Here is a 25,150-nt window from a genome sequence, read left to right as displayed (position 1 = left end):
GCAGGCGGTATCATCCCAGCCGATAGACGCGGCGCGCCGTCTCTCCCATGACCTGCGCACGTGTACGCTTGTCGAGGCCGTGGATGGCAGCCTCATAGGCTGCCACCAGTGTGCGATAGTCGGTCCAGAGCTTCTCGATCGGAAAGTTCGAGCCGAACAGGCAGCGCTCGGGGCCGAAGATAGCGAAGGTCTCGCGTACGACATCGGCGACATCAGCGGGATCGTTGCGGCGGATGAAGGTGCCAAGGCCCGAGAGCTTGCTGACGACATTGCGGCAGGCCGCAAGCTTATGCATGCCGGCGCGCCATTGCGCGCGTCCCGCCGGCGACCGGTCCTCCAGCATGCCGGCGTGCTGGAGGACGAAGGTGACGGCCGGACAGCTCTCGGCCAGCGCCGCGGCGCCGGCCATTTGCCCGGCAAACACCTGCAGGTCGAACGACCAGCCGTAGTCGGCCAGCCGCGCCATGTTGGCGCGGACATTCCGTTGACTGCAGAGATCGGGCGACTCCGCGAACCGGTACAACGGATTCTCATGCCAGTGCAGCTGCATGCGAACGCCGCGCACCAGCGGATAACGCGCGAGCCGATCGAATTGCGGCCGCGCGTCATCAACGGCGAGATCGGCATAGGCGACGATGGCATGCGGATAGCCGTGCTGATCGGCGGTGCGCTGCACCCACGCGGCCTCCTCCTCGAAGCCGTCCTTGGCCCAGTTGGTCTGGACGTAGACCGATTGCGTCACACCGCTGCCGGCGATGTCCCCGAGATATTCCTCGATCGGGTAGTCGCGCCGGATCGACTCATAGGGCCCGAAGATCCGCGGCTGCATCGGGCCGACCAGCCAGGGCAGGTCGGCCTGGCGCCAGATGTGATGATGCGCATCGACATAGCCGGTCATGCCGCCCTCCTCTGCGCCAGCGACAACACATGCGCGACGATGGCCTCGTCCGAGCCGCCCGGCACCATGTCATCGACAAGTGGCGCAATGGCCTGCAGCGCTTCCGTCTGCGGCCTGAAGCCCGGCCCAGTCGCCAGCGGCGTCAGCCAGCTCAGGCGCCAGGCGCGCAGCGACAGTTTCCACACGGCTTCGCGGAGCACTTGATGGTCACCCCGCTCCAGCCCGTCCGAGATCACCAGAACCGCCGCGCCCCGCGCATAGATCGAGAATCGCGGCACGCCGAGGAAGGCCTGCAGCGCCTCGCCGATGCGCGTGCCGCCGTCCCAGTCGCTGACGAGATGCGAAGCCGCCAGCAGCGCCTGCTCGCGCCGCTTCAGCCGCAACGGCCGCGTGACCCGCGTCAGCCGCGTGCCCAAGGTGAACACCTCGGCCTGCGGCACCGCCTGGACCAACACATGAGCGAGCCGCATGTTGTCCTCGGTCCGCGCCTTCATCGAGCCGGAGACGTCGATCAACAGCAGCAGCCGGCGCAGCCGCGGCCGGCGCCTCAAGCGCCGCAGCGACAGCACCTCGCCATCGCGCCGCACGCTTTCACGCAAGGTTCGGCGCAGGTCGACGAAGCTGCCGCGCCGCGTGCGCATGCGCCGATGGCCTCGCCGCTTCGGTAGCTTCGCACGCGCCTGCCGCGCCAGAAGCTGCAGCGGACCGCCTCCCGTGGTCGCACTCAACCGACGCGCAACCAACGCCTCGGCGCGCGTTGCCGCCAGACCGGACTCGTTCTGGTCCTGCGCAATGTCGGGATCGACGGCGCTGTCGCCCTCCTCCTGCAGCCGCACGACATCGTCCTGCCTGTCGCTCTCGCTGAACGCCGTCGCCTCGGCGACACCGAAATGGACGTCGAACAGCAGATTGTAGGTCGCGAGCCGCTCGGGAGGTGGCGCGAGGGTCGCCGTCCCGGCACGGCGGATATCCTCGATGCTGACAGGCCCCAGCAGTTCGATCGCAGCGAGGAAGGCGGTGGTCTGCTCCGGCGCAATTGCGAAGCCGTTTCGCCGCAACAGCGCAGCGAATGTCACGAAGATCTCAGTCGCAGGCGGCAGGCGCGCCTCGCTCATGTCATCGCCTCCGCAAGCAGGGCATCGAGCCGAGGCGCGATGAAGGACAGATCCTCCTCGTCCTTCAGCGCTACGCCGATCGAGCGCCGGAAGGCGTCGGGCCAGCGCGCGCCGGTCTGGTTCAGAAGCGTCGCGGCCTCGGCCCAGTCGACTGCCTCGGCAATGCCGGGCGCCTTGCTCAACGGCTCACGCCTGAGCTTCGCCACCGCCGCCACGACGGCGCGCGCGGTCGCCTCGGCCACGCTGGACGCGCGCATCATCACGATCCGTGCCTCGCGCTCCGCATCGGGATAGTCGATCCAATGATAGACACAGCGGCGGCGCAGCGCTTCATGCAGCTCACGGGTGCGGTTCGAGGTCAGCACCACGATCGGCCGCTCGGCGGCACGGATCGTGCCACGCTCTGGAATCGAGATCTGGAAGTCGGAGAGGAATTCGAGCAGGAAGGCCTCGAACTCCTGGTCGGCGCGATCGATCTCGTCGATCAGCAGCACCGTCGAGTCGGGCGCGCGCAGGCAGGCCAGCATCGGCCGCTCGATCAGAAAACTCTCGCCATAGATGTCGATGCTGTCCTCGCCGGCCTGGCGGATCGCGAGCATCTGGCGCGGATAGTTCCACTCGTAGAGCGCCGCCGCAGCGTCGACGCCTTCATAGCATTGCAGGCGGATCAGCTTGCGGCCGAGCACCGCGGCGACTGCCTTCGCCGCCTCGGTTTTTCCGACGCCGGGCGCACCCTCCAGCAGCAGCGGCTTGCCTAGCGCAAGCGCGAGATAGGCAGCGGTGGAGAGTCCCTCATCGGCGAGATAATAAGCCGCGCGCAGCGCCTTCTCCAGCGCCTGCGGCGAGTCGATGCCGACGATGTTGCTGCGGACGACCATATCGTTTCACCGCCGCGTCTGCGGCCGCGCGCCGCCCTGAGCCTTGATCGCGCGCAGCACCTTCTCCGGCGTGATCGGCAGCTCGTCGATTCGCACGCCCACCGCATTGAAGATCGCATTCGCGATCGCGGGCAGCACCGGATTGGCGCACATCTCACCCGGCCCCTTGCCGCCGAACGGGCCGTCCGGCGCGGGGCGTTCCAGCACGGCGATGTCGTGCGGACAGATGTCGCCGGGTCCCGGCATCAGATATTCGACGAAGTCGCGCGGCCCTTGTTTGGGATCGGGATAATACGGCTCGGTCGTCTCATAGAGTGCATGGCTCATGCCCATCCAGGCGCCGCCGACCAGTTGCTGCTCGACCAGACGCGGATTGAGCGCACGTCCCAGCTCATAGGCGCTGTCCATCCTGACCACGCCGACCTCGCCGGTCTCGTCATCGACCTCGACCTCCGCGACGAGGCACGCATGCGCGTAGCAGGTGGCCGGCGACATCTCGCCGGTCTCGGGATCGACGTCCGACAACGGCACCAGGAAGATGCCGCGACCGGAGATGGTCTTGCCCTGTCGGAACTGGGCGGCGATGGCGACGTCCTTGACCGAGATCGAGCGATGCGGCGCGCTCTTGACGTGGATGTTGCCGCGGCCGTCGGTTTCGAGATCGCTGGCGTTGACCTCGAGCTCCTCGGCCGCGGCCTCCATCATGACGCCGCGCGCCTCCTTGGCCGCCGCCATGACGGCATTGCCGACGCGATGGGTGCCGCGCGAGGCGAACGAGCCCATGCAGTGCGGCCCGGTATCGGAATCGGCGGTGTCGACATAAACGTCCTCGACCGGCACGCCGAGCGTCTCGGCGCAGATCTGCCGCGTGACCGACTTCATGCCCTGCCCGAGATCGATCGACGACAGCGCCACCGTGAACTTGCCGCTGGGATTGGAATGCACCAGTGCCTGGCTCGGATCGCCGCCGAGATTCATGCCGATGGGATAGTTGATCGCCGCCATGCCGCGGCCGCGGTGCCTGGTCATGTCAGCGCCTCCTCGTTCCGAACACCGACGAGAACCGCGTCGCGCCATGCGCGGGAGCCGGTGCCGGGCTCTGTGGGGGTGGTGACGGCGGCTCAGGAGGTGGAGAAACTGGAAGCCCTCGGTCGTAGCTCGTGCGCTGCTGCGCCGGCGCAGGCCGCGCGCTCACCGGCTCACGTGGCGTGGAGGGAACAGCCGCCCGGGCCCCGCCGCCATCCTTGCGCGACGACATGCGGCGGAACTCCTCGCGGATCGGCCATTTGGCCTTCTCGGCCGCGACCTGCACGCATTCGATCAGCGCCGTGTTCTTGGCCTCGCGGCGATGCGCCTTCATGTCGCCGTCGCGATAGGCGTTGAGGATGCGGAACTCCATGGGGTCCATGCCGATCAGATGCGCGAGCTTGTCCATCTGGCATTCGAGCGCGAAGTCCATGCCCGTGATGCCAAAGCCGCGCATCGCGGTGGCCGGCGTGCGGTTGGTGTAGACGCAGTAGATGTCGCCATGGACGTTCGGGATCGTGTAGGGACCGGGCAGGTGCGCGGCGCATTTGACCACCGCGTAGCTCGACAGCCGCGTGTAGGCGCCCGAGTCGAAATAGGCGCGGATCTGGCGCGCGACGATGCGGCCGTCGCGCATCACGCCGTCCTTGACGTAGATGCGCTCGGCGCCGCGTGGTGGGCCGAACTGCATCTCCTCCTCGCGCCCGAGCACATAGCGCACCGGCCGCCCCGTCAGCATCGCGGCCAGAATGGCGAGCGGCTCGGTCAGCGTATCGACCTTGCCGCCGAAGCCGCCGCCCACGGTGCCGCCGATGAAGTGGAAGGTGTTCGACGGCAGGTCGAGGATCTTGGCGCAGGTGTCGAGCGAGAAGAACAGCGCCTGGGTGGAGGTGTAGACGACATAGCGGCCGTTGGTGTCGGGTGCGGCGATCGAGCCGTTGGTCTCGACCGGCGCGTGCTCGATCGGCGACATCTGGTAGCGCTGCTCCAGCACATGGTCGGCCTGCGCAAAGCCGCGCTCGACATCGCCGAAGCGCAGCTTCTGGTGATCGTAGCGCTCGTGATAGGTGAACGTGTTCTTCGGATAGGTCTCGTTGACAACAGGCGCGCCCGGTCTCAACGCCTCCTCGACATCGAACTCGGCCGGCAAGCTCTCGTAGTCCACCCGCACCTTGGCAGCCGCCTCGGCTGCGGCGCGCGGCGTGTCAGCGACTACGGCAACGATCGGCTCGCCCTTGTAGCGGACCTTATCGACGGCGAGCGTCGGCTCATCGTCCTTGCCGAAATTGATCAGGCTGAGCAGCGTGTTGAGGTTGCGCGGCACGTCGCTGCCGCGGATGACCCGCCGCACGCCCTCGCTCCGCTCAGCCTCGCTGATGTCGATGCGGCGCAGCCGGGCATGCGGCTGCGTCGACCTCACGACCCTCAGATGCAGCATGCCCTGCAGCTTGTGATCGTTGAAATAGGTCGAGGTCCCCGTGACATGGCCCAGCATGTCCTGGCGCTGCGTGCCCTTGCCGACCTCGTTGAGATTGTCGTCGCGCTCGTCGGCGAAGATGTCCTTGCGCAGTTCCAGCATGGCGATCTCCCCTCAGGCGCTCGCGCGCAGCGACGCGGCTGCCGCCAGCACCGCATTGATGATCGGCTCGTAGCCGGTGCAGCGGCAGATGTTGCCGGAGATCGCCTCCACCACCTGCTCGCGGCTCGGCTGCGGGATCTTGTCCAGCAGCGCCTTGGCCGCCATCAGCATGCCCGGCGTGCAATAGCCGCATTGCGCGGCAAAACCCTCGGCGAAAGCGCGCTGCAGCGGATGCAGGGTCGGGCCGCTCTTGATACCGTCGAGCGTCTCCACCGCGCGGCCCTCGACGGCTTCGGCGAGCGTCAGACACGACAGATGCGCGTCGCCGTCGATTAGCACGGTGCAGGCACCGCAGCCGCCCTGACCGCAGCCGAATTTCGGCGTGACGTCGCCGATCATCTCGCGCAGCACGACCAGGAGATTGGTGCCGCCGTCGACGAACAGCGCGACGTCGCGACCATTGTGCCGGAACTGAAGTGGGGTCTTGGCCATGGTCTAGCTCTCCTGTCCCGACAGCAGCCGCCGCAGATGCACGCCGACCACTTCGCGGCGATACCACGCGCTCGCCAGCGAATTGTCCGTGGGTGCCGTTCCCTCGGCTGCCGCCGCAGCGGCGGCGCTGATCGCGCCGGCATCGAGCGGCCGGCCTTCGAGCGCGCGCTCAGCGGCCTTGGCGCGAACAGCGGTCGGCGCCATCGATCCCAGCGCGATCCGCGCACCGGTCACGCGGCCGCCGCTCTGCGGAAGATGCGCCGCGAGCGTAATGACTGATCCGCCCTTCGGCTTGATGCGCGCGATCTTGCGATAGCGGAACGCATCTGATGACGCCGGCCTGATGCAGGACACGGCGACCACCAGCGCAGCACCCTGGCGGTCGCGCGATTGCAGGAAATCCTCGATCGGCATCTCCCGGACGCCAAAGCCGCCCTGCAGCGAGACCATGCCGTCGAGCGCCAGCAGCGCCACCGCGAAGTCGCCGAACGGGGCCGGTGCGAACAGATTGCCGCCGATGGTGCCCATGTTGCGCACCGCCGGGCCGCCGATCGAGCGCGCCGCCGGATGCAGAAACGCAAGGTCGCGCTCGGCCAGCACGCGGGCGAAGGTGACGCCGGCGCCGATCCGGGTGCGCCCGCCCGTGGCGTCGATGCTCTGCAGCGCGCGATCGGTGGCGCGGATCACGGTGGCGATCGAGACGTCGCCTTCGTTGAGATCGCGCATGACCAGCGTGCCGCCGCCCAGATAGCGCGCGGCGCGGTCCGACGACAGCGCAGACGCAGCTTCGCTCGCGGCCTGAAACGTCTTCACCGTAACCGGCATCGATTCACCTCGTCCTCATGCCGCCTGCTTCAGATGCGATCGGATCGCTTCGAAGCCGGCTTGGTAGATGTCTTCCGCCACCATGCGCGTCAGCACCTCGGCCTGTTCGGGCCGCGTCGTGAAATGGCTTTCCCAGTGCCAGAAGGTGCGGTCGCCGTCGGTGACCGGCAGCAGCCGGACATGGGCGACGTAGTTGAACAGCTGTAGCGGCGTATCGAGCAGGCAATAGCTGAAGCTCTGTTCGAGATCGGACAGCGCCAGCAGCTGCTCACGCAGCTCTGAGCCATCCTTGAGACGGAAGCGCCTGACACAGCCGATCTTGTCAGACGTCTGCGAACGCTCGATCGCCGACGTCGCGACCGCCGGGTGCCAGCGGTCATGGCCGTTGAAGTCGCGCAGCACCTCCCACACGGCCTCCGTCGGCGCGTCGATGATGGTGCTCTTGACGACGTGCGGCACGGCGTTAGCCTCCGAACGCGCGCTTGAGCGCATCGAAGCCGCCCTGGAACACGCCGCCGCCGATCGAGGCGACGAGATCGGCCTCGCGCTCCGGCGCGCAGTCGAACTCGGCGGTCCATTCCAGGAAGGTCTTATCGCCATCCGTGACGGGGGTCAGCCGCAAGGTGGCGACGTAGTTCGTCACCCCCATCGGCGATTCCAGAATCGAATAGGTGCAGAACATGTCGTAGTCGGACAGGCCGAGCAGCTTCTCGCGGATGCGGTCGCCGTTGCGTAAGCGGAAGTCCCGGACACAGCCGATCTTGTCGGCGGGCTCACCGCCCTCGATCCGGCTCTCCGCAATCGCCGGATGCCAGTTCGGCAAGCCGTTGAAGTCGCGGACGCGCGCCCACACCCGATCGTTGCGGGCGCTCACGACGGTGGAGACGTAGACCCTCGCCATGGTGCCTCACCCCTTTTTGCGCGGACCGCGGTCGGCCGGCGGTTCGGTTGGGCTGGCGTCCCCCCCTCCGCTTCCCCCTGCGTCCTTGCGCGCCGAGGTCTCTTTGCGGATGCCCTGCATGTCCCTGGCTTCGCGGATCAAGCCCGGCATCTTGGCAAGGCTGCCGCCCTCGACGCCGATGTCGGAGAGGATGGAGTCGATCAGCGGCGCCTGGACACGGTAGCGCAGCGCGGAGTCGATCACCTCGTCGGTAGCGCTGCGGCCCCCATTGCCGTTGCCGCCATTGCCGTTCAGGCCGTCGACCTGGAGGATGCGGATGCCCTCGATCTTCTCCATCGGCTTGACGCTCTCGCGCACGATACCCTCGATCCGGTCGAGCAGCTTGCGCCGGAACAGCGAGTAGCGCGCCTGGTCGGTCAGCACATTCTCGGCCTCGTTGAGCAGCTTCTGTGCTTCCGCCTCGACAGCCGCGCGGACCCGCTCGGCCTCGGCGGCGATCCGGGTCTCCTCCGCCTGCTTTTCGGCAATCAGCACCTCCACGGTCTTGCGCCGGCGGGCGATCTCGCTCTCGCGCGCAGTGATCACCTTTTCCGTTGCCTCGGTGGCACGCGTGCGCGCCTCCTCGGCGGCGACCTTGGCCGCGGATTCCTCCAGCGACTTCTGATACAGCGCGATCGCCTTCTCCATCAGCGCCGTCTCGACGTCCTTCTCGCGGTTCACTTCGAGCTTGCGCAGCTCGCGCTCGCGGCCGATGCGGGCCTCGTCGAGACCGCGATCGGAGGCGATGCGCGCGCGCTCGACCTCCTCGCGGGCGGCGATCTCGGCCTCCTGCAGCGACTGCACACGCGCGACCTCGAGCTGCTCGATGGCGCGGCGGCGCTCCAGCCGGACGGCCTCCAGCGCCTGTTCGCGCGACACGTCCGCAGTCTCGACCTGCTTGCGCGCGACGATCTCGGCTTCCTTGACCTGCCGATCGGCATCGATGCGCTCAGCGCGCTTGGCGGCGAGCTCGATCACCCTGATCTCATCGGCGAGCTCGATCGCCTTCTTCTGATCGATGTTCAGCACCTCGCGCGTCCGCGACGAGGCGATGCGCTCAGCCTCCAGCGCCAGCTCGACCTCGATGCGGCGCCGCTCCACGGCCTCGCGCCGCTTCAAATCCGCGGCTTCGACGGCCTCGGTGCGCTGGATCTCCAGGCTCCGCGTCTCCTTCTCGGAGCGGATGCGCTTCTCGGCGACAGCCTGTTCCTGCGCGATACGGGCCGCCTCGATCGCTTCGCGCGAGGCGATGTCGGCCTCCTCGATAGTCCGGATGCGCGCGATCTCCAGCGCTCGGACGCGTTCCTCCTGCGCGATGCGGCTGGCTTCCGTCGCCTCGCGCGCGGCAATGCCGGCGATCTCGATGCCCTGGTTGCGCTCGATCTCCAGCTTGCGCGTGGCATGCTCGGCGGCGATGCGCTCTGCGGACAGCACCTGCTCACGCGCAATGCGCGCGGCTTCGACCGCCTTCTGCGCCTCGATCTCGGCCTCCTGGATGTTGCGCACCTGGGCGATCTCGGTGGCGCGCGTCCGCTCGTCGGAGCTGATGCGCTCCAGGTTCACGATCATGGTCTGCGCGATCCGCGCCTTCTCGGTCGCCTCGCGCGCCGCGATCTCCGCCTGCTCGATCGCGCGGGTGCGCTCGATCTCACGGCGGCTTGTCTCCTCGTCGTTGGCGATGCGCGCATCCGAGACCACGCGGTCCTGCTGGATCCGCGCCTTCTCCACTGCCTCGCGCGCCGCAATCTCAGCCTCCTCGATGGTACGGGTCCGCTCGATGTCGCGCTGGCGCACCTCGCGCTCGGATTCGATGCGCGCGGCATCGATCGCGCGCTGGTTGGCGATGCGCGCCTTCTCGATGTCCTCGCGCGCCAGCAGCTCGCGCTCCTCGACCGCGCGCGTGCGCTCGATCTCCCGCTGCCGCGTGTCGCGCTCGGCCGCGATCCGCGCCTCCGCAATCGTCAGCTCGTTGGCGATGCGGGACTTCTCGATCGCCTCCCGTGCCATGATCTGTGCCTGCTCAGCCTCGGTCTCACGCAGCGCGCGCTCGCGCGCGACCTCCGTCCGCTGCAAGGCACGGCGCATCTCGATGTCGCGCTCCTGCTCCAGCCGTGCCGTCTCGCTCTCCCGCTCGATCTCCAGCGCCTCGCGCTCGGCTTCGAGATTGCGGGTGCGGATCTTGATCATCGAGTCCTGCTCGATGTCGTTGCGCAGCTTGCGCTTGCTTTCGATGTCCTCCATCAGCCGTGTCAAGCCCTCGGCGTCGAACCGGTTCGAGGGGTTGAAGAATTCGAGATCGGTCTGGTCGAGATCGGTGATCGCGACCGATTCCAGCTCGAGGCCGTTCTGGGCCAGCGCCTCGGCGGCCGCCGCTTTGACGCGCGAGACGTAGTCGCCGCGCTGCTCGTGCATCTGCTCCATGGTCATCTCCGCGGCGACCGCGCGCACGGCGGAGATGAACTTTCCGGACAGCAACGCGTGCAATTTTTCCGGCTCGAGGGTGCGGCGGCCAAGCGTCGCCGCCGCGATCGACACGGCCTCGCGGGTCGGCTGAACGCGAACGTAAAAATCGGCCTCGACGTCGACCCGCATCCGGTCGCGCGTGATGACGGCGTCCTGCCGCGCACGCGTGATGCCCATCGGCAGAACGTTCATGTTGACCGGCGTATAGTCGTGGATGAACGGCAGCACGAAGGCGCCCCCATTGATCACGACGCGCTCCCCCATGAAGCCGGTGCGGACGAAGGAGACCTCCTTCGAGGAGCGATGATACAGCCAGTTGACGATGTAGACGGCGACCACGATGACGACGATCGCGACGATCAGCCAAAGGATCAGCTCACCAACCAGAACCCCGGACATCTCATTCCTCCCTCGGTCTCCCGTCCGGCGAGCGCGGCGCCGTGCACCGTTGCTGCCGGATCTCTTGTTGTCGCCTCAGACGCGGCGTGGCCGCGAGCTGATCGCCTTGAAATGTCGCACCTGCTCCGTCAGCGCCCGCTCCACCGGCAGCCGTTCCATCGAGGAGGCGCCGTAGAAGCCGTGGCAATTCTTCGTATGCTTCATGATGAAGTCGGCATCGGCCGGCTCGGCGATCGGGCCGCCATGCGCCAGCACCAGGATCTCCGGGTTGACGCTGAGCGCAGCCGAGGCCCAGCTATCGATCAGGCCGGGGCAGTCATCGAGCTTGGGCGCGGTCTGCGCGCCGATCGAGCCGCCCGTGGTGAGACCGAGATGGCAGACGATGATGTCGGCGCCGGCGATCGCCATGCCCGCGGCCTGGGCCTCGTTGAACACGTAGGGCGTCGTCAGCAGGTCCTTGTCATGGGCGCGCCCGATCATGTCGATCTCTAGCGCGTAGGAAATGCCGGTTTCCTCCAGATTGGCGCGGAAGGTGCCGTCGATCAGGCCGACGGTCGGAAAGTTCTGCACGCCGGAGAAGCCGAGCGTCTTCAGCTCATCGAGGAAGACATCCATGTCACGGAACGGGTCGGTGCCGTTGACGCCCGCCAGCACTGGGGTGGACTTCACCACCGGCAGCACCTCGCTCGCCATCTCCACGACGATCGCATTGGCGTCGCCATAGGCCATCAGCCCGGCGAGCGAGCCGCGGCCGGCCATGCGATAGCGACCGGAATTGTAGATCACGATCAGGTCGATGCCGCCGGCCTCCTCGCATTTGGCCGACAGGCCGGTGCCGGCGCCGCCGCCGATGATCGGCACACCACGGCGCACCATGTCGCGAAACTTCTTCAGCAGCGGTGCGCGCTCATATCTCGCCATCCCCTCACCTCGCCTGTCTGCGCCGCGCCGGCAGCCGCCCGAGCATCGGCCTGATGGCGCCGACGATCGCCGCGACGAACTCGTTGTCGTTGATGTGATGCGGCACGCGGATCAGGCGCCGGCTCGAGGTCTGCCGCACGGTCTGTTCGAGGCTGCGGAACAGCGCCTCGTCCGCCTCGCGATCGAAGAACGGCTGGCCCGGCGCATCGAGCGCCGAGACGCCCTTCTCGGGCAGGAAGAACCGGACCAGCCCGTCCATGCGATTGAGCCGCTCGCCGATCCAGCGCCCCATCTGCGCGTTCTCCGCCGCCGTCGTCCGCATCAAGGTGACCTGCGGGTTGTGGACGTGAAACTTGCGGCCGCGATAGCGCTCCGGAATGGTCTCGGGCGCGCCGAAATTCACCATGTCGAGCGCGCCGACCGAGCCGACATAGGGCACGCGGCTGCGGATGATGGCGCCGAAGCGATCCTCGATGGCCGGAAACACACCGCCCATGAGCAGGTCGCAGACCTCGGTCGTGGTGAGATCGATCACGCCGGCGAGCATGCCGGACTCGACCAGCTTCTCCATCGAGCGGCCGCCGACGCCGGTGGCGTGGAAGACCAGGCACTCGTAGTCGTCGCGCAGCTCGGCCGTGAGCTTCTGCACCGCCGGCGTGGTCACGCCGAACATGGTGACGCCGATGGCGGGACGTTGCGGTCGGGTGCGGTCAGCGACGGCGGACTGCTGCTCGCGCGCCGTCACCATGCCGGCAAGCGCATGCGCGCCATTGCTCAGCACCGCGCGCGAAATCGAATTGAGTCCTTGGACGTCGGTGACCGAGTACATCATCGCGATGTCGGCCGGCCCGACATAGGGGCCGACGTCACCCGAGGCGACCGACGAGATGATCAGTTTCGGTACACCGACCGGCAGGTCGCGCATTCCCGGCGCGACCAGCGATGTGCCCCCAGACCCTCCGGCCGAGATGATGCCGGCTACGTTGTCCTGCCGCCGCAGCCAACGTGCGAAAGCTTCTGCCATCGCGGTGACCGATGCGCCGCGATCGGGGCCGAACACGGCGGAGCCGCTGCGGGGATGATTGAGTGCGACCTCCTGGGCCGAGACGTCGCAGCTCGCGTGCCGTCCGCTGGTGGAGACATCGACAAGTCGGGTGCGCAGGCCGTGGCCCGCGACGATGTCGCGGATGAAGCGCAGCTCGTCACCCTTGGTGTCGAGCGTGCCGACCACGATCACCGCCGGCGGGCCCGCCGCGATCGACACGGCGCCCTCGCGACTTTGGCGAGTTGCCTCGTCGAGCCGGGTCACACTGGTGGACAGCGTGCGCGCCTTGGCCTCGATCTGCGCGATCGGCACCGGCTGCGACCAGCGCGTCGGCAGCACGGGATTAGAGACGTAAACCTTGACGGGCGCAGCTTTCGGCGTCGTTGACACCGCCGCACCTGCGACGGGCACCTCCTGAACCCCTCCCGTCCCGAGATCGGTCTCGTCGCCGGCATGCTGGCCGACGCCGAGCAGACGCTGCTGCAGCTCGCGATCGGCGGCGAGCCGGGCCGAGTCGATGATGCGGTTGATGCGGCCGTTGACCATGATGGCCACGCGCGGCGAGATCGCCGTGGCGACGCCGATGTTCTGTTCGATCACGAGGACCGCCATGTCGCCGTCCTGGCCGAGCCGGATCAGCATCTCCTCGACCTGGGCGACGATGACCGGCGCCAAGCCCTCTGTCGGCTCGTCCATGATCAGGAGCTGCGGATTGGTCAGCAGCGCGCGCGAGATCGCCAGCATCTGCTGCTCGCCGCCCGACAACTGGCCGCCGCCATTGTTGCGCCGCTCGGCGAGGCGCGGAAATGTCTCGTAGACGCGCTCGACGGTCCAGGCGCCGCGGCGCTGGCCCGCTGCCAGGCGCAGGTGCTCGTCGACGCTGAGCGAGCGCCACAGACGCCGCCCCTGCGGCACATAGCCGACGCCGAGCCGCGCGATACGCGCCGGATTGAGCCCGGTGATATCATTGCCGCGCAGCCGCACCGTGCCGCCGGACGGCCGCAGCAGGCCCATGATGGCCTTGCACAGCGTCGTCTTGCCCATGCCGTTGCGGCCGACCAGCGAGAACACGCCGCTGTCGAGCCGGAGATCGACGCCCTGCAGCGCATGCGAATGGCCGTAGTACACGTCGAGGCCGCGGACCTCGAGCGCAGGCGCGGAGCGGCGGATGTCATTCATGACCGCCTCCGAGATAGAGCTCCTGCACCTCCGGATCAGATTCGATCTCCTGCGGCGCGCCCTCCTTGAAGATGCGGCCGTTGTGCATCATCGTCACGCTCTCGACGACGCGCAGCGCCACGTCCATGTCGTGCTCGATGATGATGTAGCCGATGTGCGGCGGCAGCGCGGTGAGGATCTCGACCAGCTCGCGCCGCTCGGTCGGCGACAGGCCCGCCGCCGGCTCGTCGAACAGGATGAATCGCGGCGCTCCGGCCAGCGCCAGCGCGATCTCGAGCTGGCGCTGCTGGCCATGGGCCAGCTCCGACACCAATTGATCGCGCACTGACGTCAGATGCACCGCCTCGATCAGGCGTTCGGTCGCCTGCATCAGTGCATCGTTGACGCTGGGTCGCAGCATCGAAAACCGCGCGCGCGAGACGCCGCGGCAGGCCAGGTAGACATTGTCGCGCACCGAGAGGCCGAGGAACAGCGCCGAGATCTGGTAGGTGCGGCGCAGCCCGCGGCGGATCCGCTCATAGGGCGGAAAGGCGGTGATGTCCTCGCCGAAGAAGCGGATCGTGCCGGAGGTCGGCAGAAAGTCGCCGGTGACGCAATTGAACAAGGTGGTTTTCCCGGCGCCGTTCGAGCCCAGCACCGCGCGCCGCTCCCCAGGCCGCACCGTGATCGTGATGTCGGTCAGCGCGGCGAGCGCACCGAACATCCGCGTCACGCCGCGCAATTCGAGGGCTGCAGTCGAGCCGAGCGCCGAGAGCCGGTCCGCGACCCTATCCATGGCCGTAACCTCCGGGGCGCGACGCCGGCTCCGATGCCTTGCTGCGACGGCGCCACCGATCATAAAGGCCGATCACGCCATCGGACGACCAGAAGACGATGGCGAGGAAGCCGAGCCCGATCAGCAGCCGGAACCGGTTGCCGTCGAGCCCGACCTTCACCAGGAAGTCGAGCGCAAAGGTGCGCAGGATGACGAAGATGAAGGCGCCGATATACGGCCCGACCGGCCGGGTGATGCCGCCGACGACGGCGACGATGAGAATGTCGATGCAGCGCTCGACCGCGACCGATCCGGGCGAGATCTGCCGATAGTTCCAGACCTGCAGCACGCCACCCATGCCGGCGATCAGGGCCGCGAACGCATAGGCGGCGATGCGATGCGCATTGACGTTGAAGCCGAGCGTCGCCATGCGCCTGGGATTGTCGCGTACGCCCTGCAGCGCCAGGCCGAATGGCGCGCGCGACAGATAGAGCACGACGAAATAACACAGCGCGGCCACCGCGAGCGTCAGGTAATAGAACGCGATGTCCATGCGCCAATCGACGCCAAGAAAATGCGGCGTCGCAATCGTATTGATGCCGGTGTGGCCGTTGAAGATCGCCCAGTTCTGGTTGGTGAAGTAGTAGAACGCGGCGCCGATCGCGAGCGTGATCATGATGGTGTAGATGCCCTCGGTACGCACCGCGAGCGCGCCGCCGAGCGTGCCGAACAGCACCGCGAGCACCAGCGCCATGGGCGTCGCCAGCCACCACGGCCAGCCCAGGCTGATATTGGCGTTGCCGCTGACGCCGAACACGGCAACCATGTAGCCGGCAAAGCCCGCAATGGTCAGCTGCATCAGGCTGACCATGCCGCCATAGCCGGCGAGGAACATCAGGCTCAGCGCGATGGTGCCGAGGATCAGGGTGGTGCCGAATATCTCGATCAGGAAGAAGCCGTTGGCGATCAGCGGCATGATCAGCAGCAGGGCCGCGACCGCCCAGGCCCAGGGCTGCTCGGTGGCCGACCATGCCGCCGGTTGCGCTCTCGCGCTTCCCGCCAGCATGCTCTCCCGCGCCCGTGCCTCCTGGATCAGCGACATCTCACCGCCTCGCCAGGAGGCCCTGGGGCCGCAGCGCCAGCACCAGCACCATGATCAGGAAGGTCACGACGATCGCATAGGTCGGGATGTAGACCGAGCCGAGCTGCTCGGCGAGCCCGATGATGACAGCGCCGAGCGCCGCGCCAGGGATGGATCCCATGCCGCCGACGATGACGACGACCAGCGAGGCCAGCAGAAAGCGCGTATCCTCGCCGGGCGAGATCGACTGGAAGGTTCCGCCGACCACGCCGGCAATGCCGGCCAGCCCCGCGCCCAGCGCGAACACCAGCACGAAGACGAGCTGAATCTGCACGCCGGTCGCCGCCAGGATCTCGCGATCATCGACGCCGGCGCGCACGATCATGCCAACACGGGTGCGGTTGAGCGCGAGCCACATCGCGAGGCCGATCACGACCGAGCCGCAGAAGATCACCAGCCGTACCAGGGGATACTGCAGGAACACCGGCTCGCCCGACGATTTCATCGCCGTCATCAGCGGGAGCTGCACCGGTCCGATCAGCCAGGCCGGCGTCTGGATCTGATAGAAGTCGCCGCCGAACGCCCACAGCATCAGATCGGCGAACACGATCGAGAGGCCGATCGTCACCATGGTCTGGCGCAGGTCCTGCCCCTCCATGCGGCGAAAGACGAGCAGTTGCAGGAGAACGCCGATGGCCGCGACGACGATGAAGGCGGCGGCGAATGCGAGGATCCATGACCCGGTCGCGGCGGACACTCCGTAGCCCACATAGCCGCCGAGCAGATAGAGCGAGCCGTGCGCAAGATTGACGTTTCGCATCAGGCCGAAGATCAACGTAAACCCGCTCGCGACCAGGAAATACAGTCCGCCCAGCGTGATGCCGTTGAAAACCGCACTCAGGAACACCTTCTTCCGACCGATCGCCTCCTCGAGCCCCGGCGGCCAGACGGCGACGATCAGCCACGCCAGCAGCGCCAAGGCGAGGAGAATGATGAGAGACCAGATCGGGTGGCGCTCGATGAAGCGGCTCATCGTCCCTCCCTCATGGTCAGAGGGACGGATCCGTCATCACAGCGGAAAGGCGCATTCAGCCGAAGATCGCCGGGTGTGCCGGCCATCGCTCGTCCTCCCTCGTCGGATCCTTTTCCGGATCACGTTCCGAAGAGTGTAGCGGCAGACAAGCATGCGCACTTGATCGACAGTCTCTTTTCGCGCGACGCGCAGCAGCACGTCAGGCGCGCAGCACTTTTGCAGCGCGGCGATAGTCGGTCGGCGCCATGCCGACATTGCCGGCGAAGAAGCGCGTGAAGCCGCTCTGGGAGGTGAATCCGAGATCGAAGCCGATGTCGGCGATCGGCGACTCCGTCGCCACCACCGCATCGAGCGCCCGCTCCATCAGCAGCGTATTCAAATAGAGGTTGGGCGTTACTCCGGTCTGGCTACGGAACAGCCGATAGAAATGCGGCCGCGACAGTCCGGATTCGCGGGCTATGTGATCGAGCTCGATCTCGGCGCACGGACTGTCCGACATCAGCTTGATGCACTTGCGAACTCGAAAATCCGTCACTTCCGCGCACGGCCGCTCGGGCATCTGATCCGAGACGCGCCAGCTCTCCTCGTAGCAACTGTCGATCAGCTGCCGCAACTCGCCGTCGAGGCAACCCAGCGATGGCGCGCCACATACCAACGCTGCGGCGCGGCGAATGCAGCGATCGAGGGCGACGGTTCGCCGAAAGCAGGTACGACCAAACCGCAGGCCCTGCTCGCGCGCGGCCGACGGCGTGAACCACTCCGCATTGACGTAGAGCACGAAGAAGATGGCGCCGTTGCCGACATCGTTCGGCAGAAAGTTGTGCGGCTCCCACGGATTGACCGCGACGATCCAGTCCTCGCCGATCTGATAATGCTGATCGCAGACGTCGATATCGGCCGGCGTCCCGCCAACATGAAAGATCAGATGTCCCTCGCGGTGGGCATGCACATTGAATGGCCGATTGAGCTGATAAACCGTCGCGCGGCCGAAGCGAGCATGAAAGACGGCGAGCGCCCTACTCATCACTTCCTCACCGAAATGGTTCTTATTGTTCGTCAGCGTCGATCATTGTTTTGCAGAAAGCAAGAGACGCGACGACGCGGCCCGAGCCCGCTCGAGCCGCGTCGCTCTCTGCAGAAGGTCAGTACTTCTTACATTCGGGCACGGTGCGGCTCGGCAGGCCGATCTTGGCGAAGGTGGCGGCGTCGTATCCCAGCGTCTGGTTGACGTCGGGAATCACCTTCACGACCTTGCTGAACAGCGCGCCCTTGCCATCGTCGACGACCTCGGTGACGAAGTTGGTGCCGATCGCCTGGCGGTTGGCGTCGAGCTTGATCTTGCCGTTGGGAGCATCGATCTCGATCTTCGCCAGCGCCGCCTTTAGCTTGGCCTGGTTGTTCGACAGATCGCCATTGACCTCGCGCAGCGCCAGGATCAACGCCATGGTCGAGCCATAGTAGTTGGTGGCAAGCAGCGACGGGCTCGGGAAGCGCTTCTCAGGCGGGAACGAGTCCTGATAGGCCTTCACGAACTTCTGCCAGCGCGGATCCTCCCAGGTATCGGCCTGCCCCGATGCCGCAATCGTACCGATCAGAGCGTTCTTGGCATTGCCCTTCGACGACAGGATGGTCTGGTCGATCATGATCGAGCCGCCCATCAGGTGCGCCTTGCCGCCGGCCTGTTGATATTGGTTGAGGAAGTTGACGGCATCGGCGCCGCCGAGACCGAGATAGATCGCATCGACATCATCGGGCAGCGCCGCGATCACCGACGCGAAATCCTTGGTGCCGAGCGGCACCCATTGCCGGCTGGAGATCTTGCCGCCCAGGCCGCAGAACTCCAGCGCCAGGCCGAACACCTGGGTATAGATGAAGGAATAGTCCTCGCCGACGGTCGCGATCTTGCGATAGCCCTTGGTCTCATAGGCATATTTGCCGAGGCCGACCTGCCACTGAGCACCATCCATGTTGAAACGGAAGAAGTTCGGCGCGGGATCGACATAGGTCGTCTCCTGCGCACCGGACGCGGCGTTGACGAAAGTCAGCTCGGGGTGCGTCTTGGCGAAGTTCTTGACGGCGATGCCCTCGTCGCCCGACAGCGGCGACAGCAGGATCTGCACCTTGTCCTGCTCGATCAGCTTGCGCACGGCACGGACGGCCGAGTCCGGCGTGGCATCGGTCGACGCGACGACGAACTCCAGCTCCTTGTCGCCGACCTTCTTGCCGAGCACGTTCAGCGCGGTGACATGGCCGCGCATCCCGTCCTCGCCGAGCACGGTATAGGTGCCCTCCAGCGTCGCCGTGACGCCGACCTTGATCTTTTCCTGCGCGAATGCCGTGCCGGACAGCAAAAGCGCCGTGAACACGGCGATACCTACACTTCGCATGTGCATCGAACTCCTCCCTTGTCGCCCATTGCTGGGGCACACGAGCGTGTGCCGGCCACTGTTTTGTTGGCCATGTTGGCAGCGGACCTTCCCGACGCCTCGCGTGATCTCTGACGAGCGACGGTGAGCCCCCATCGACCGCGGAGGCTAGCGGATGAGCCGAGGCCGGGCGCAACCCGCCCGGCCTCCGCCTTGACGACGAGTCTCATTTTCCATGATGCGACGCGATAAGCCTGTGATGCATTCCGCGTGCATCGCGGTCCCGTCAGGGCTTCGTCGGCGTGGCAGCGGCCTGGCCGCGCTGGCAGAGCACGGGCAACTCAACTGCCTCGGCCCGGCTCCCTTGGGATCGTCTTAGAGTTCAACCGACGCGATCGTACCGCCACCCGAGACCGCCGGATGCGCCGCTTCCGAAATTCCAATCCGCACATGGCAATATCGATGCTTTCGTTCGGATGCCGTAGACGGCGTCCGTGGAACGCGAGCCATTTCTCGACCTGGCGCACGACCACGCGGCCGAGTCCCAGTCGCCGCACCAACTCGTCGCGCGTATGCAGCGAGGCGATGTCGACGATGTATTCGAGCCGTTCCGACATGGTCCGGCCGACGAGCCGCGCGTATTCACTCGACACTAGCAAGGTTACGACCCGCTCAGGCAGATGCGGCTCACCCATTTCCAATCCTGCACTCCACCGTGCCCGCCGGCCGACTCGAGATGTCGGTCATCCAGCAGCTGCAGGCACGGCGCCCCCCGATCACAATTCGACCGTGACACGCCAGGGACGGCCAGGTCGTCGCAAAGATGCCCTTTCGGCTTCAATCCACGACGTCGCGCGCGGCGCGCTCGTCGCGGCTCCGCATTCGGCTTTCCATCACGAGTACACGCGCTCGGCCCGGTCATGCGAGGACGCTGCGTCCTGTTCTCTCGCCGTTGTCGACACGAGCGACTTCGTGATCTCCTGAGCCCGCATCGGCAGCACCGAGAGCAGCGTATCGGAGAGGCCGTGCGAGGTCTCGGCGCAGCCCTGCACATAGACGTGTGGACGAAACGCGGGACTTGTCTGCAGACGATAGTCGCGATCAAGCGACGCCGACTCGATGTAGCGGCTGATCGGATCGAGACACCCCGGGATCGGAGATCGCTCGTAGCCGGTGGCGAGCACGACGGCATCGTATGCCGCTCGGCGGCGGACCTCCTCGTCCTTGTTATTGAACTCGAGCACCACCCCCTCGGGGGAGGCATGAGCTGCGACGATCTCGCTGCGCGGATGAAGCGCCAGCTTCCGAGCTCCGGCAACGCGCTGCTGATACGTCATCCGGTAGAGCTGATCGAGCAGGTCGGGGTCGACCACCGCATAATTGGTATTGCGGAAGCTGCGGACGATTGTCTCGCGCTGCCCGTCGGACCGCGAATGGAAATAATCGGTGTAGTCCGGGTTGAAGATCTCGTTCACGAACGGGCTGCTGTCGGCCGGCTTGAGCGCATGCCCGCGGAAGACCAGATCGATCTGGGCGCCCGGAATCCGCTCGCTGAGATCGAGGGTGACCTCAGCCGCACTTTGCCCGCCGCCGATGACCGCCACCCGCGGCGAGCGGCCGTCCGATCCTGCCGCAAGCGTCGAGCCGAGATAGCCGCTGGTGTGCACGACCCGCGGATCCATCGCGACCGCTCGAAATACGGACGGGATGTGCGGCACGCCGCCGACGGCGGCCACGAGGTGCCGCGTGACGCGTGACCGTTCTTTCCCGTCAGCCATGCGCGTGAGCACGCGAAGCGCGGTGACGGACTGACCGGCGTGCACGGGCTCGACAGCCTCGACTGTCTCTCCATATGCGACCATGGCGCTGAACTGGCCGGCGACCCATCGGAGGTAGTCGTTGAACTCGATCCGGCTCGGATAGAACGTCTTGCAGTTGGTGAAGTCGAGCAGCCGGCCGGATTTGTGAAGATAGTTGACGAAGGTGAACGGACTGGTCGGATCGCGAAGCGATACCAGATCCTTGAGGAAGGAGATCTGCATGCTGCTGCCGGGCAGCAGCATTCCGCCATGCCACTTGAAGTCCTGCTGCCTTTCCACGAACAGGGACCGGCATTTCAAGCTTTGCTGCCTGGCGCAATCGTCGAGTGCAATCGCCAGTGCGAGGTTCGATGGCCCGAAGCCAACGCCGACGACATCATATTCAGGGGCAGGATGATACGACATGAGTGATGCTCCGTCCGCGCTAGGCTTCTATGGGTGCTTCCTTAGGAGCCGGCTGCCACAGCCGGTCGCCGAAGAAGCGCTCGCGCAGCAACATGACCAGGGTTGCCCGCTTGTGTGGGAAGTCGAAGTTCTTGAGCCTGGCAAAGCCCGCCAGATCCAGGTTACGCAGCTGCTGGGAATGCGCCGCCGCCGGCTCGCCGACGATGCGCTCGGTGCGGCAATCGTCGAGGAACATGTAGTGCATGAGCGAGGGAAGCCAGGCCGTGATGAAGCGGCGGCCCCGGAAGCCGGCCTCGCCGACGATCACGTGCCAGCCGCGATCATAGTCCGCCGCCTCGTAGAACGGCGCGATGCGATTTTCCTTTGCCCAATAGAGCTCGAAATAGCCGAAAGGCTGATCACCGAAGGAGCCGATCAGCGGCACCATGTGCGGGTCCGACATGATCCGCGACAGATACTGCCGGTGCGCGTGGATGTCCCCCGCCTCGTTCCAGAACGAGTCCACCCGCGGGTCGTTGAGCCAGCGGTGGACCAGCGGGAGATCGTGAGCGATGTCGACGACGCGAAAACTGACGACGTCGGACAGCCAGGGAATAAAACGGGCGTAGACGGTGCCGACCGGCTTGGGCGGTCGCCGTGGATGGCGCCTGCCATCGGTCATCGTGTAGGATAGTGGAAACGGCGGACATGCGGCGTCCGTCAGCCAGTTCTCGCGTCGCTGCATCACCATGTCCGGACGCAGCGTCAACCTGCCGTCGGTGACCACCGCAAGGCCGTCTCTCGCCAAGGCCGATGCTGCTGCCGGATTGTCGTCGAGCGCAAGGACGAGCCTCTCCAGCGACGGCGTCCAGCCGAAGACCGCTTCGGCCATCGCCGCGACTCCGCGCGACACGCGGCCCCAATCACCGATGCCGTCGTGCACGGTCAGCCGCATCAGCTCGCCATCTGACCGGAACGACAACAGCGCCGCACCATCCGCGATCACCTTTATCCCGTCATCGTCGCGAACGACCGACATTGTCGCGTCAATTGCGACGGGAAATGTCCGGGCGCTGCCTGCAGCGCTCGCGGTCGCGCTCATGCGAAACCCTCCCCCTTCATTGATCTGCACGGGCGTCATCCCTGTCCACTCCCGTTCAGGATGTAGATCGGCCGGCACGACGAAAACAAGAAGGTCCGAGGCACCGCGTTTAGATTAACTACAAAGCTGCGCATCACGGCTTCGTTGCCTCAAATGACTCAATGGACTCCTGCAGAGCCGGCGTGAGCGAGCGTTGCCTTCGCGCCGGCTCGCGGCGCTCGGAGGGGGCGCCCACGTCAATATTCCCGTTGCGCAGGCGCACGATCCGATCGGCGCAGTGGAAGTAGCGATCGTCGTGCGAGATCACGATGATCGTCTTGCCGAGACGTTTGAGGTCGGCGAGCAGCTCGGTGTAGAAGATTTGACGGAACGCCGGATCCTGATCGGCCGCCCATTCGTCGAACACCAGCACGGGCCGTCCCTCGATCCAGGCATTGATCAAGGCGAGCCGCTTGCGCTGGCCTGTCGACAGGTCGGTTGTGGAGAATGCGCCGCCTTCGATGGAGACTTTGTGCGCAAGCTCGAGGCGGTCGAGATAGCGCTGTGCGAGCTCAGATCGCTGATTGCTCTGCTGTGCAAGGGTGTCGAACAGGAAATAGTCCGAGAATATTGTGGTGAAGAGCTGCCGGTAGTCGTCGCGGGTCTCGCTGACGACAGGACTGCCGTCGCGCAGCAGCACGCCGCGATCGGGCACATAGAGTCCGAGCAGCAGCTTGATCAGCGTCGTCTTACCGCTGCCGTTCTCACCGACGATGAAGACGATCTCGCCGCGGCGTATGCGAAGGTCGATCGGTCCGATGGCAAAGGGCCGTTCGGATGAGGACGCCGGGAATGCGTAGGAGACTCCGCGCAACTCGATCGATTCAATCTGGTCGGCAGTCCGACCGGCCGGATCATCAAGCAGTTCCGCCTCTTCGGTGGTGAAACGGTCCGACAATTCGGCGATCCGACGCATCGCGAGCTGGGCGCGGCCGAGCGACGGCAGCATACCGATCAACTGGTCGATCGGTCCGCGCATGAACAGCAGCACCAGAACGAAGCCGCTGGACACCGAGGCCGGGCTGTCGGGCCACAGCAGCGGACGCAGCACGAGCGTGGTCCCGATCACCAGGAACAGGAGAACCGTCCCGAGCGCACGCGCCGTCACGAGCAGATTGATGGCCTTGATCTGGACGTCGCCGATCCGGTCGACGGTCTGCCCTATCAGATCGACATGGACGTGGCGCCGGCGCGGGCGGTGCAGCCGCAACTCCTTGGCGCCGTCGGAGATCGCGCGGTAATGCTTCTGCAGGTCGTCTTCGTATTGGCGCGCGAGATTGAAGCCCGTCATTCCGCGCTTGCGAGCGAGATAATGGACAAACGATCCGAGCGCGATCAAGGCTGCCGTGACCAGGAACAGCGGCCACGAGAGCACCGCCAGGTAGATCAGGCAGCCGGCGACGATGACGCCGGACACCAGGAAGGCCGGAAAGAAGAAGGCGAAATCGCTGATGGCGTCGACATCCTTGGTCAGAACCGGGATGAGGCGGTGGGACCGATAGGATTCGAGCTGGTCGATCGGCGCCATCAGGATCTTGGCGGCCAGCGACTTGCGCAGCGAGGCGACGATCCGCTGTCCGACGACGTTGGCGCTGATGTCCGAGCCGACGGAGCCGACCACGATCAGGACGCAGAGACCCGCGAACGAGGCGACCAGCCCACCAATGTCGCCTGGCCCTGCGTAAAGGCCGCGGTTCACCACGGCGAGCAGACCCGCAACGCTGGCGCCGCCGAGGAGACCGAGCAGGATGGCTGCGACGAGCAGCAACCAATAAGGCCGCAGCAGGCTTCCGACGTTGGCAAGTCCTGGATTGGATGACGTCATCATCGGTCGCCAGCTCCCATTCCCATGCCGAAGACGGTAGCGAGCTTGTCGCCGATGTCGGCGCGGGCCCGCAGAGCGTCCGGCACGACGTTGCCCATGCGCAGGAACTCGTGGATCATGCCGGGATAGACCTTCAGATCCACGGCGACCCCGGCCGCGCGCAAGCCTTCAGCATAGGCCCGCCCCTCGTCGGCCAGCGGATCGAACTCGGCGAGCACGATCAGCGCAGGCGCGACGCGCGTGAGATCGGATGCCGCCAGCGGCGCAAATCGCCAGTCGTGGCGATCGGCGTCCTGGGGGAGATAGTGGTCGAAGAACCAGTCCACGGTCTCGCGCTCGAGCAGATAGCCCGAGCCGTATTTTTCGTAGGAATCCGAGATCTGCTGCGGGCTGAGGCCGGGATAAGCGAGGACCTGAAGAGCGGGCTGCGGCAAGGCCCGGTCATCGCGCGCGGCGATCGCCAGGGCTGCAGCGAGCGTGCCGCCCGCACTGTCGCCACCGACCGCGACACGCCGCGGGTCCAGACCAAGCGCAGGCCCCTCGCGCCCGATCCAGGCGAGCGCATCCACGCAGTCCTCGAACGCGGTCGGAAACCGATGCTCCGGCGCCAGCCGGTAGCCGATCGACAGCACCGCCGCGCCGCTGTCATCGGCAAGACCCCGGCACAGCGGCTGGTGCGAGTCGAGGCTGCCGACGACGAAGCCGCCGCCATGCATGTAGAGCAGCACGGGCATCGGATCGGCGACGTCCAACGGCCGCTGCGCATAGAGCCGCGCGGCGATCTCCGTCCCGTCGCGCATGGGCAGCACAAGCTGTCTCTCGCATGCGAGCGGCGGCGGATCGATATCCAGCAACGGCGAGGAGGCGTCGAAATCGGCACGCGCCTGCGCCGGCGTGAGTTGCCGAAACGGAATGCGCGCGCCGGATTCCGTTCCGAGCTGAATCATCTCGAGCAGTGCAGCGATATCAGGATGAAGGCTCATGAT

General features: G+C 66.3%; 22 protein-coding genes. All 22 read right to left on the bottom strand.

What is annotated here, in order from left to right; translation table 11 throughout:
• Positions 1–10 precede the first annotated feature (10 nt).
• The 22 genes from QX124_RS15150 to QX124_RS15045 all read right to left on the bottom strand — a co-directional run bounded on the left by QX124_RS15150 (position 11) and on the right by QX124_RS15045 (position 25,147).
• Positions 11–898, bottom strand: coding sequence for an amidohydrolase family protein (locus QX124_RS15150; RefSeq protein ID WP_315797589.1), 888 nt, complete (start codon positions 896–898; stop codon positions 11–13).
• On the bottom strand, positions 895–2,013 hold the full coding sequence (locus QX124_RS15145) for a VWA domain-containing protein (protein WP_315797588.1): 1,119 nt from the start codon (positions 2,011–2,013) through the stop codon (positions 895–897). The genes QX124_RS15150 and QX124_RS15145 overlap by 4 nt, the downstream gene beginning before the upstream one ends.
• Positions 2,010–2,891 (bottom strand): MoxR family ATPase, encoded by an 882-nt coding sequence (locus QX124_RS15140; RefSeq protein ID WP_315739539.1) that lies wholly within the window; start codon positions 2,889–2,891, stop codon positions 2,010–2,012. The genes QX124_RS15145 and QX124_RS15140 overlap by 4 nt, the downstream gene beginning before the upstream one ends.
• 6 nt (positions 2,892–2,897) lie before the next feature.
• Complete coding sequence (locus tag QX124_RS15135; protein ID WP_315776968.1) at positions 2,898–3,920, bottom strand: xanthine dehydrogenase family protein molybdopterin-binding subunit; 1,023 nt, start codon at positions 3,918–3,920, stop codon at positions 2,898–2,900.
• 1 nt (position 3,921) lies between these two features.
• Positions 3,922–5,496: a xanthine dehydrogenase family protein molybdopterin-binding subunit gene (locus tag QX124_RS15130; RefSeq protein ID WP_315776969.1), complete on the bottom strand. Its 1,575-nt coding sequence runs from the start codon at positions 5,494–5,496 to the stop codon at positions 3,922–3,924.
• A gap of 12 nt (positions 5,497–5,508) precedes the next feature.
• The gene (locus QX124_RS15125; RefSeq protein WP_315776971.1) at positions 5,509–5,988 is read right to left on the bottom strand and encodes a (2Fe-2S)-binding protein; all 480 of its coding nucleotides are present in this window, start codon (positions 5,986–5,988) and stop codon (positions 5,509–5,511) included.
• 3 nt (positions 5,989–5,991) lie between these two features.
• A complete protein-coding gene (locus QX124_RS15120) occupies positions 5,992–6,813 on the bottom strand; it encodes an FAD binding domain-containing protein (RefSeq protein WP_315797587.1) in 822 nt (273 codons plus the stop codon).
• Between the two features lie 15 nt (positions 6,814–6,828).
• The gene (locus QX124_RS15115; RefSeq protein ID WP_315797586.1) at positions 6,829–7,272 is read right to left on the bottom strand and encodes an SRPBCC family protein; all 444 of its coding nucleotides are present in this window, start codon (positions 7,270–7,272) and stop codon (positions 6,829–6,831) included.
• Positions 7,273–7,276: 4 nt separating this feature from the next.
• Positions 7,277–7,714 carry an SRPBCC family protein gene (locus QX124_RS15110; protein WP_315758248.1) on the bottom strand — a complete coding sequence of 146 codons (438 nt, stop codon included), beginning with the start codon at positions 7,712–7,714 and terminating at the stop codon, positions 7,277–7,279.
• 6 nt (positions 7,715–7,720) lie between these two features.
• Positions 7,721–10,615: a flotillin family protein gene (locus QX124_RS15105; protein WP_315797585.1), complete on the bottom strand. Its 2,895-nt coding sequence runs from the start codon at positions 10,613–10,615 to the stop codon at positions 7,721–7,723.
• Positions 10,616–10,690: 75 nt separating this feature from the next.
• On the bottom strand, positions 10,691–11,536 hold the full coding sequence (locus QX124_RS15100; protein WP_315739529.1) for a phosphoenolpyruvate hydrolase family protein: 846 nt from the start codon (positions 11,534–11,536) through the stop codon (positions 10,691–10,693).
• 4 nt (positions 11,537–11,540) lie between these two features.
• The gene (locus QX124_RS15095) at positions 11,541–13,760 is read right to left on the bottom strand and encodes an ABC transporter permease (RefSeq protein WP_315797584.1); all 2,220 of its coding nucleotides are present in this window, start codon (positions 13,758–13,760) and stop codon (positions 11,541–11,543) included.
• Positions 13,753–14,535 (bottom strand): ABC transporter ATP-binding protein, encoded by a 783-nt coding sequence (locus QX124_RS15090; RefSeq protein WP_315797583.1) that lies wholly within the window; start codon positions 14,533–14,535, stop codon positions 13,753–13,755. Before QX124_RS15090 ends, QX124_RS15095 begins: the two co-directional genes overlap by 8 nt.
• Positions 14,528–15,616 (bottom strand): branched-chain amino acid ABC transporter permease, encoded by a 1,089-nt coding sequence (locus QX124_RS15085; RefSeq protein WP_315797582.1) that lies wholly within the window; start codon positions 15,614–15,616, stop codon positions 14,528–14,530. The genes QX124_RS15090 and QX124_RS15085 overlap by 8 nt, the downstream gene beginning before the upstream one ends.
• Position 15,617: 1 nt before the next feature.
• Entirely contained in the window at positions 15,618–16,628 is a 1,011-nt protein-coding gene (locus tag QX124_RS15080) for a branched-chain amino acid ABC transporter permease (RefSeq protein ID WP_315797581.1), read from the bottom strand.
• A gap of 199 nt (positions 16,629–16,827) precedes the next feature.
• Positions 16,828–17,652: an AraC family transcriptional regulator gene (locus tag QX124_RS15075; protein ID WP_315797580.1), complete on the bottom strand. Its 825-nt coding sequence runs from the start codon at positions 17,650–17,652 to the stop codon at positions 16,828–16,830.
• 118 nt (positions 17,653–17,770) lie between these two features.
• Positions 17,771–19,021, bottom strand: a complete 1,251-nt coding sequence (locus QX124_RS15070) for an ABC transporter substrate-binding protein (RefSeq protein WP_315781202.1) — start codon at positions 19,019–19,021, stop codon at positions 17,771–17,773.
• A gap of 314 nt (positions 19,022–19,335) precedes the next feature.
• Positions 19,336–19,689: a hypothetical protein gene (locus tag QX124_RS15065; protein ID WP_315739522.1), complete on the bottom strand. Its 354-nt coding sequence runs from the start codon at positions 19,687–19,689 to the stop codon at positions 19,336–19,338.
• 198 nt (positions 19,690–19,887) lie between these two features.
• Positions 19,888–21,219, bottom strand: coding sequence for a lysine N(6)-hydroxylase/L-ornithine N(5)-oxygenase family protein (locus QX124_RS15060; RefSeq protein WP_315797579.1), 1,332 nt, complete (start codon positions 21,217–21,219; stop codon positions 19,888–19,890).
• 19 nt (positions 21,220–21,238) lie between these two features.
• The gene (locus QX124_RS15055) at positions 21,239–22,237 is read right to left on the bottom strand and encodes a GNAT family N-acetyltransferase (protein ID WP_315797578.1); all 999 of its coding nucleotides are present in this window, start codon (positions 22,235–22,237) and stop codon (positions 21,239–21,241) included.
• Positions 22,238–22,433: 196 nt separating this feature from the next.
• On the bottom strand, positions 22,434–24,167 hold the full coding sequence (locus QX124_RS15050) for a cyclic peptide export ABC transporter (RefSeq protein WP_315797577.1): 1,734 nt from the start codon (positions 24,165–24,167) through the stop codon (positions 22,434–22,436).
• Positions 24,164–25,147, bottom strand: a complete 984-nt coding sequence (locus QX124_RS15045) for an alpha/beta hydrolase (protein ID WP_315797576.1) — start codon at positions 25,145–25,147, stop codon at positions 24,164–24,166. The genes QX124_RS15050 and QX124_RS15045 overlap by 4 nt, the downstream gene beginning before the upstream one ends.
• Positions 25,148–25,150 lie beyond the last annotated feature (3 nt).

This window comes from Bradyrhizobium sp. SZCCHNRI3043 (assembly GCF_032377735.1).
Classification (GTDB): domain Bacteria; phylum Pseudomonadota; class Alphaproteobacteria; order Rhizobiales; family Xanthobacteraceae; genus Bradyrhizobium.
Note: the sequence above shows the minus strand (reverse complement) of the source record. Positions and strands in the feature narration are given on the sequence as shown.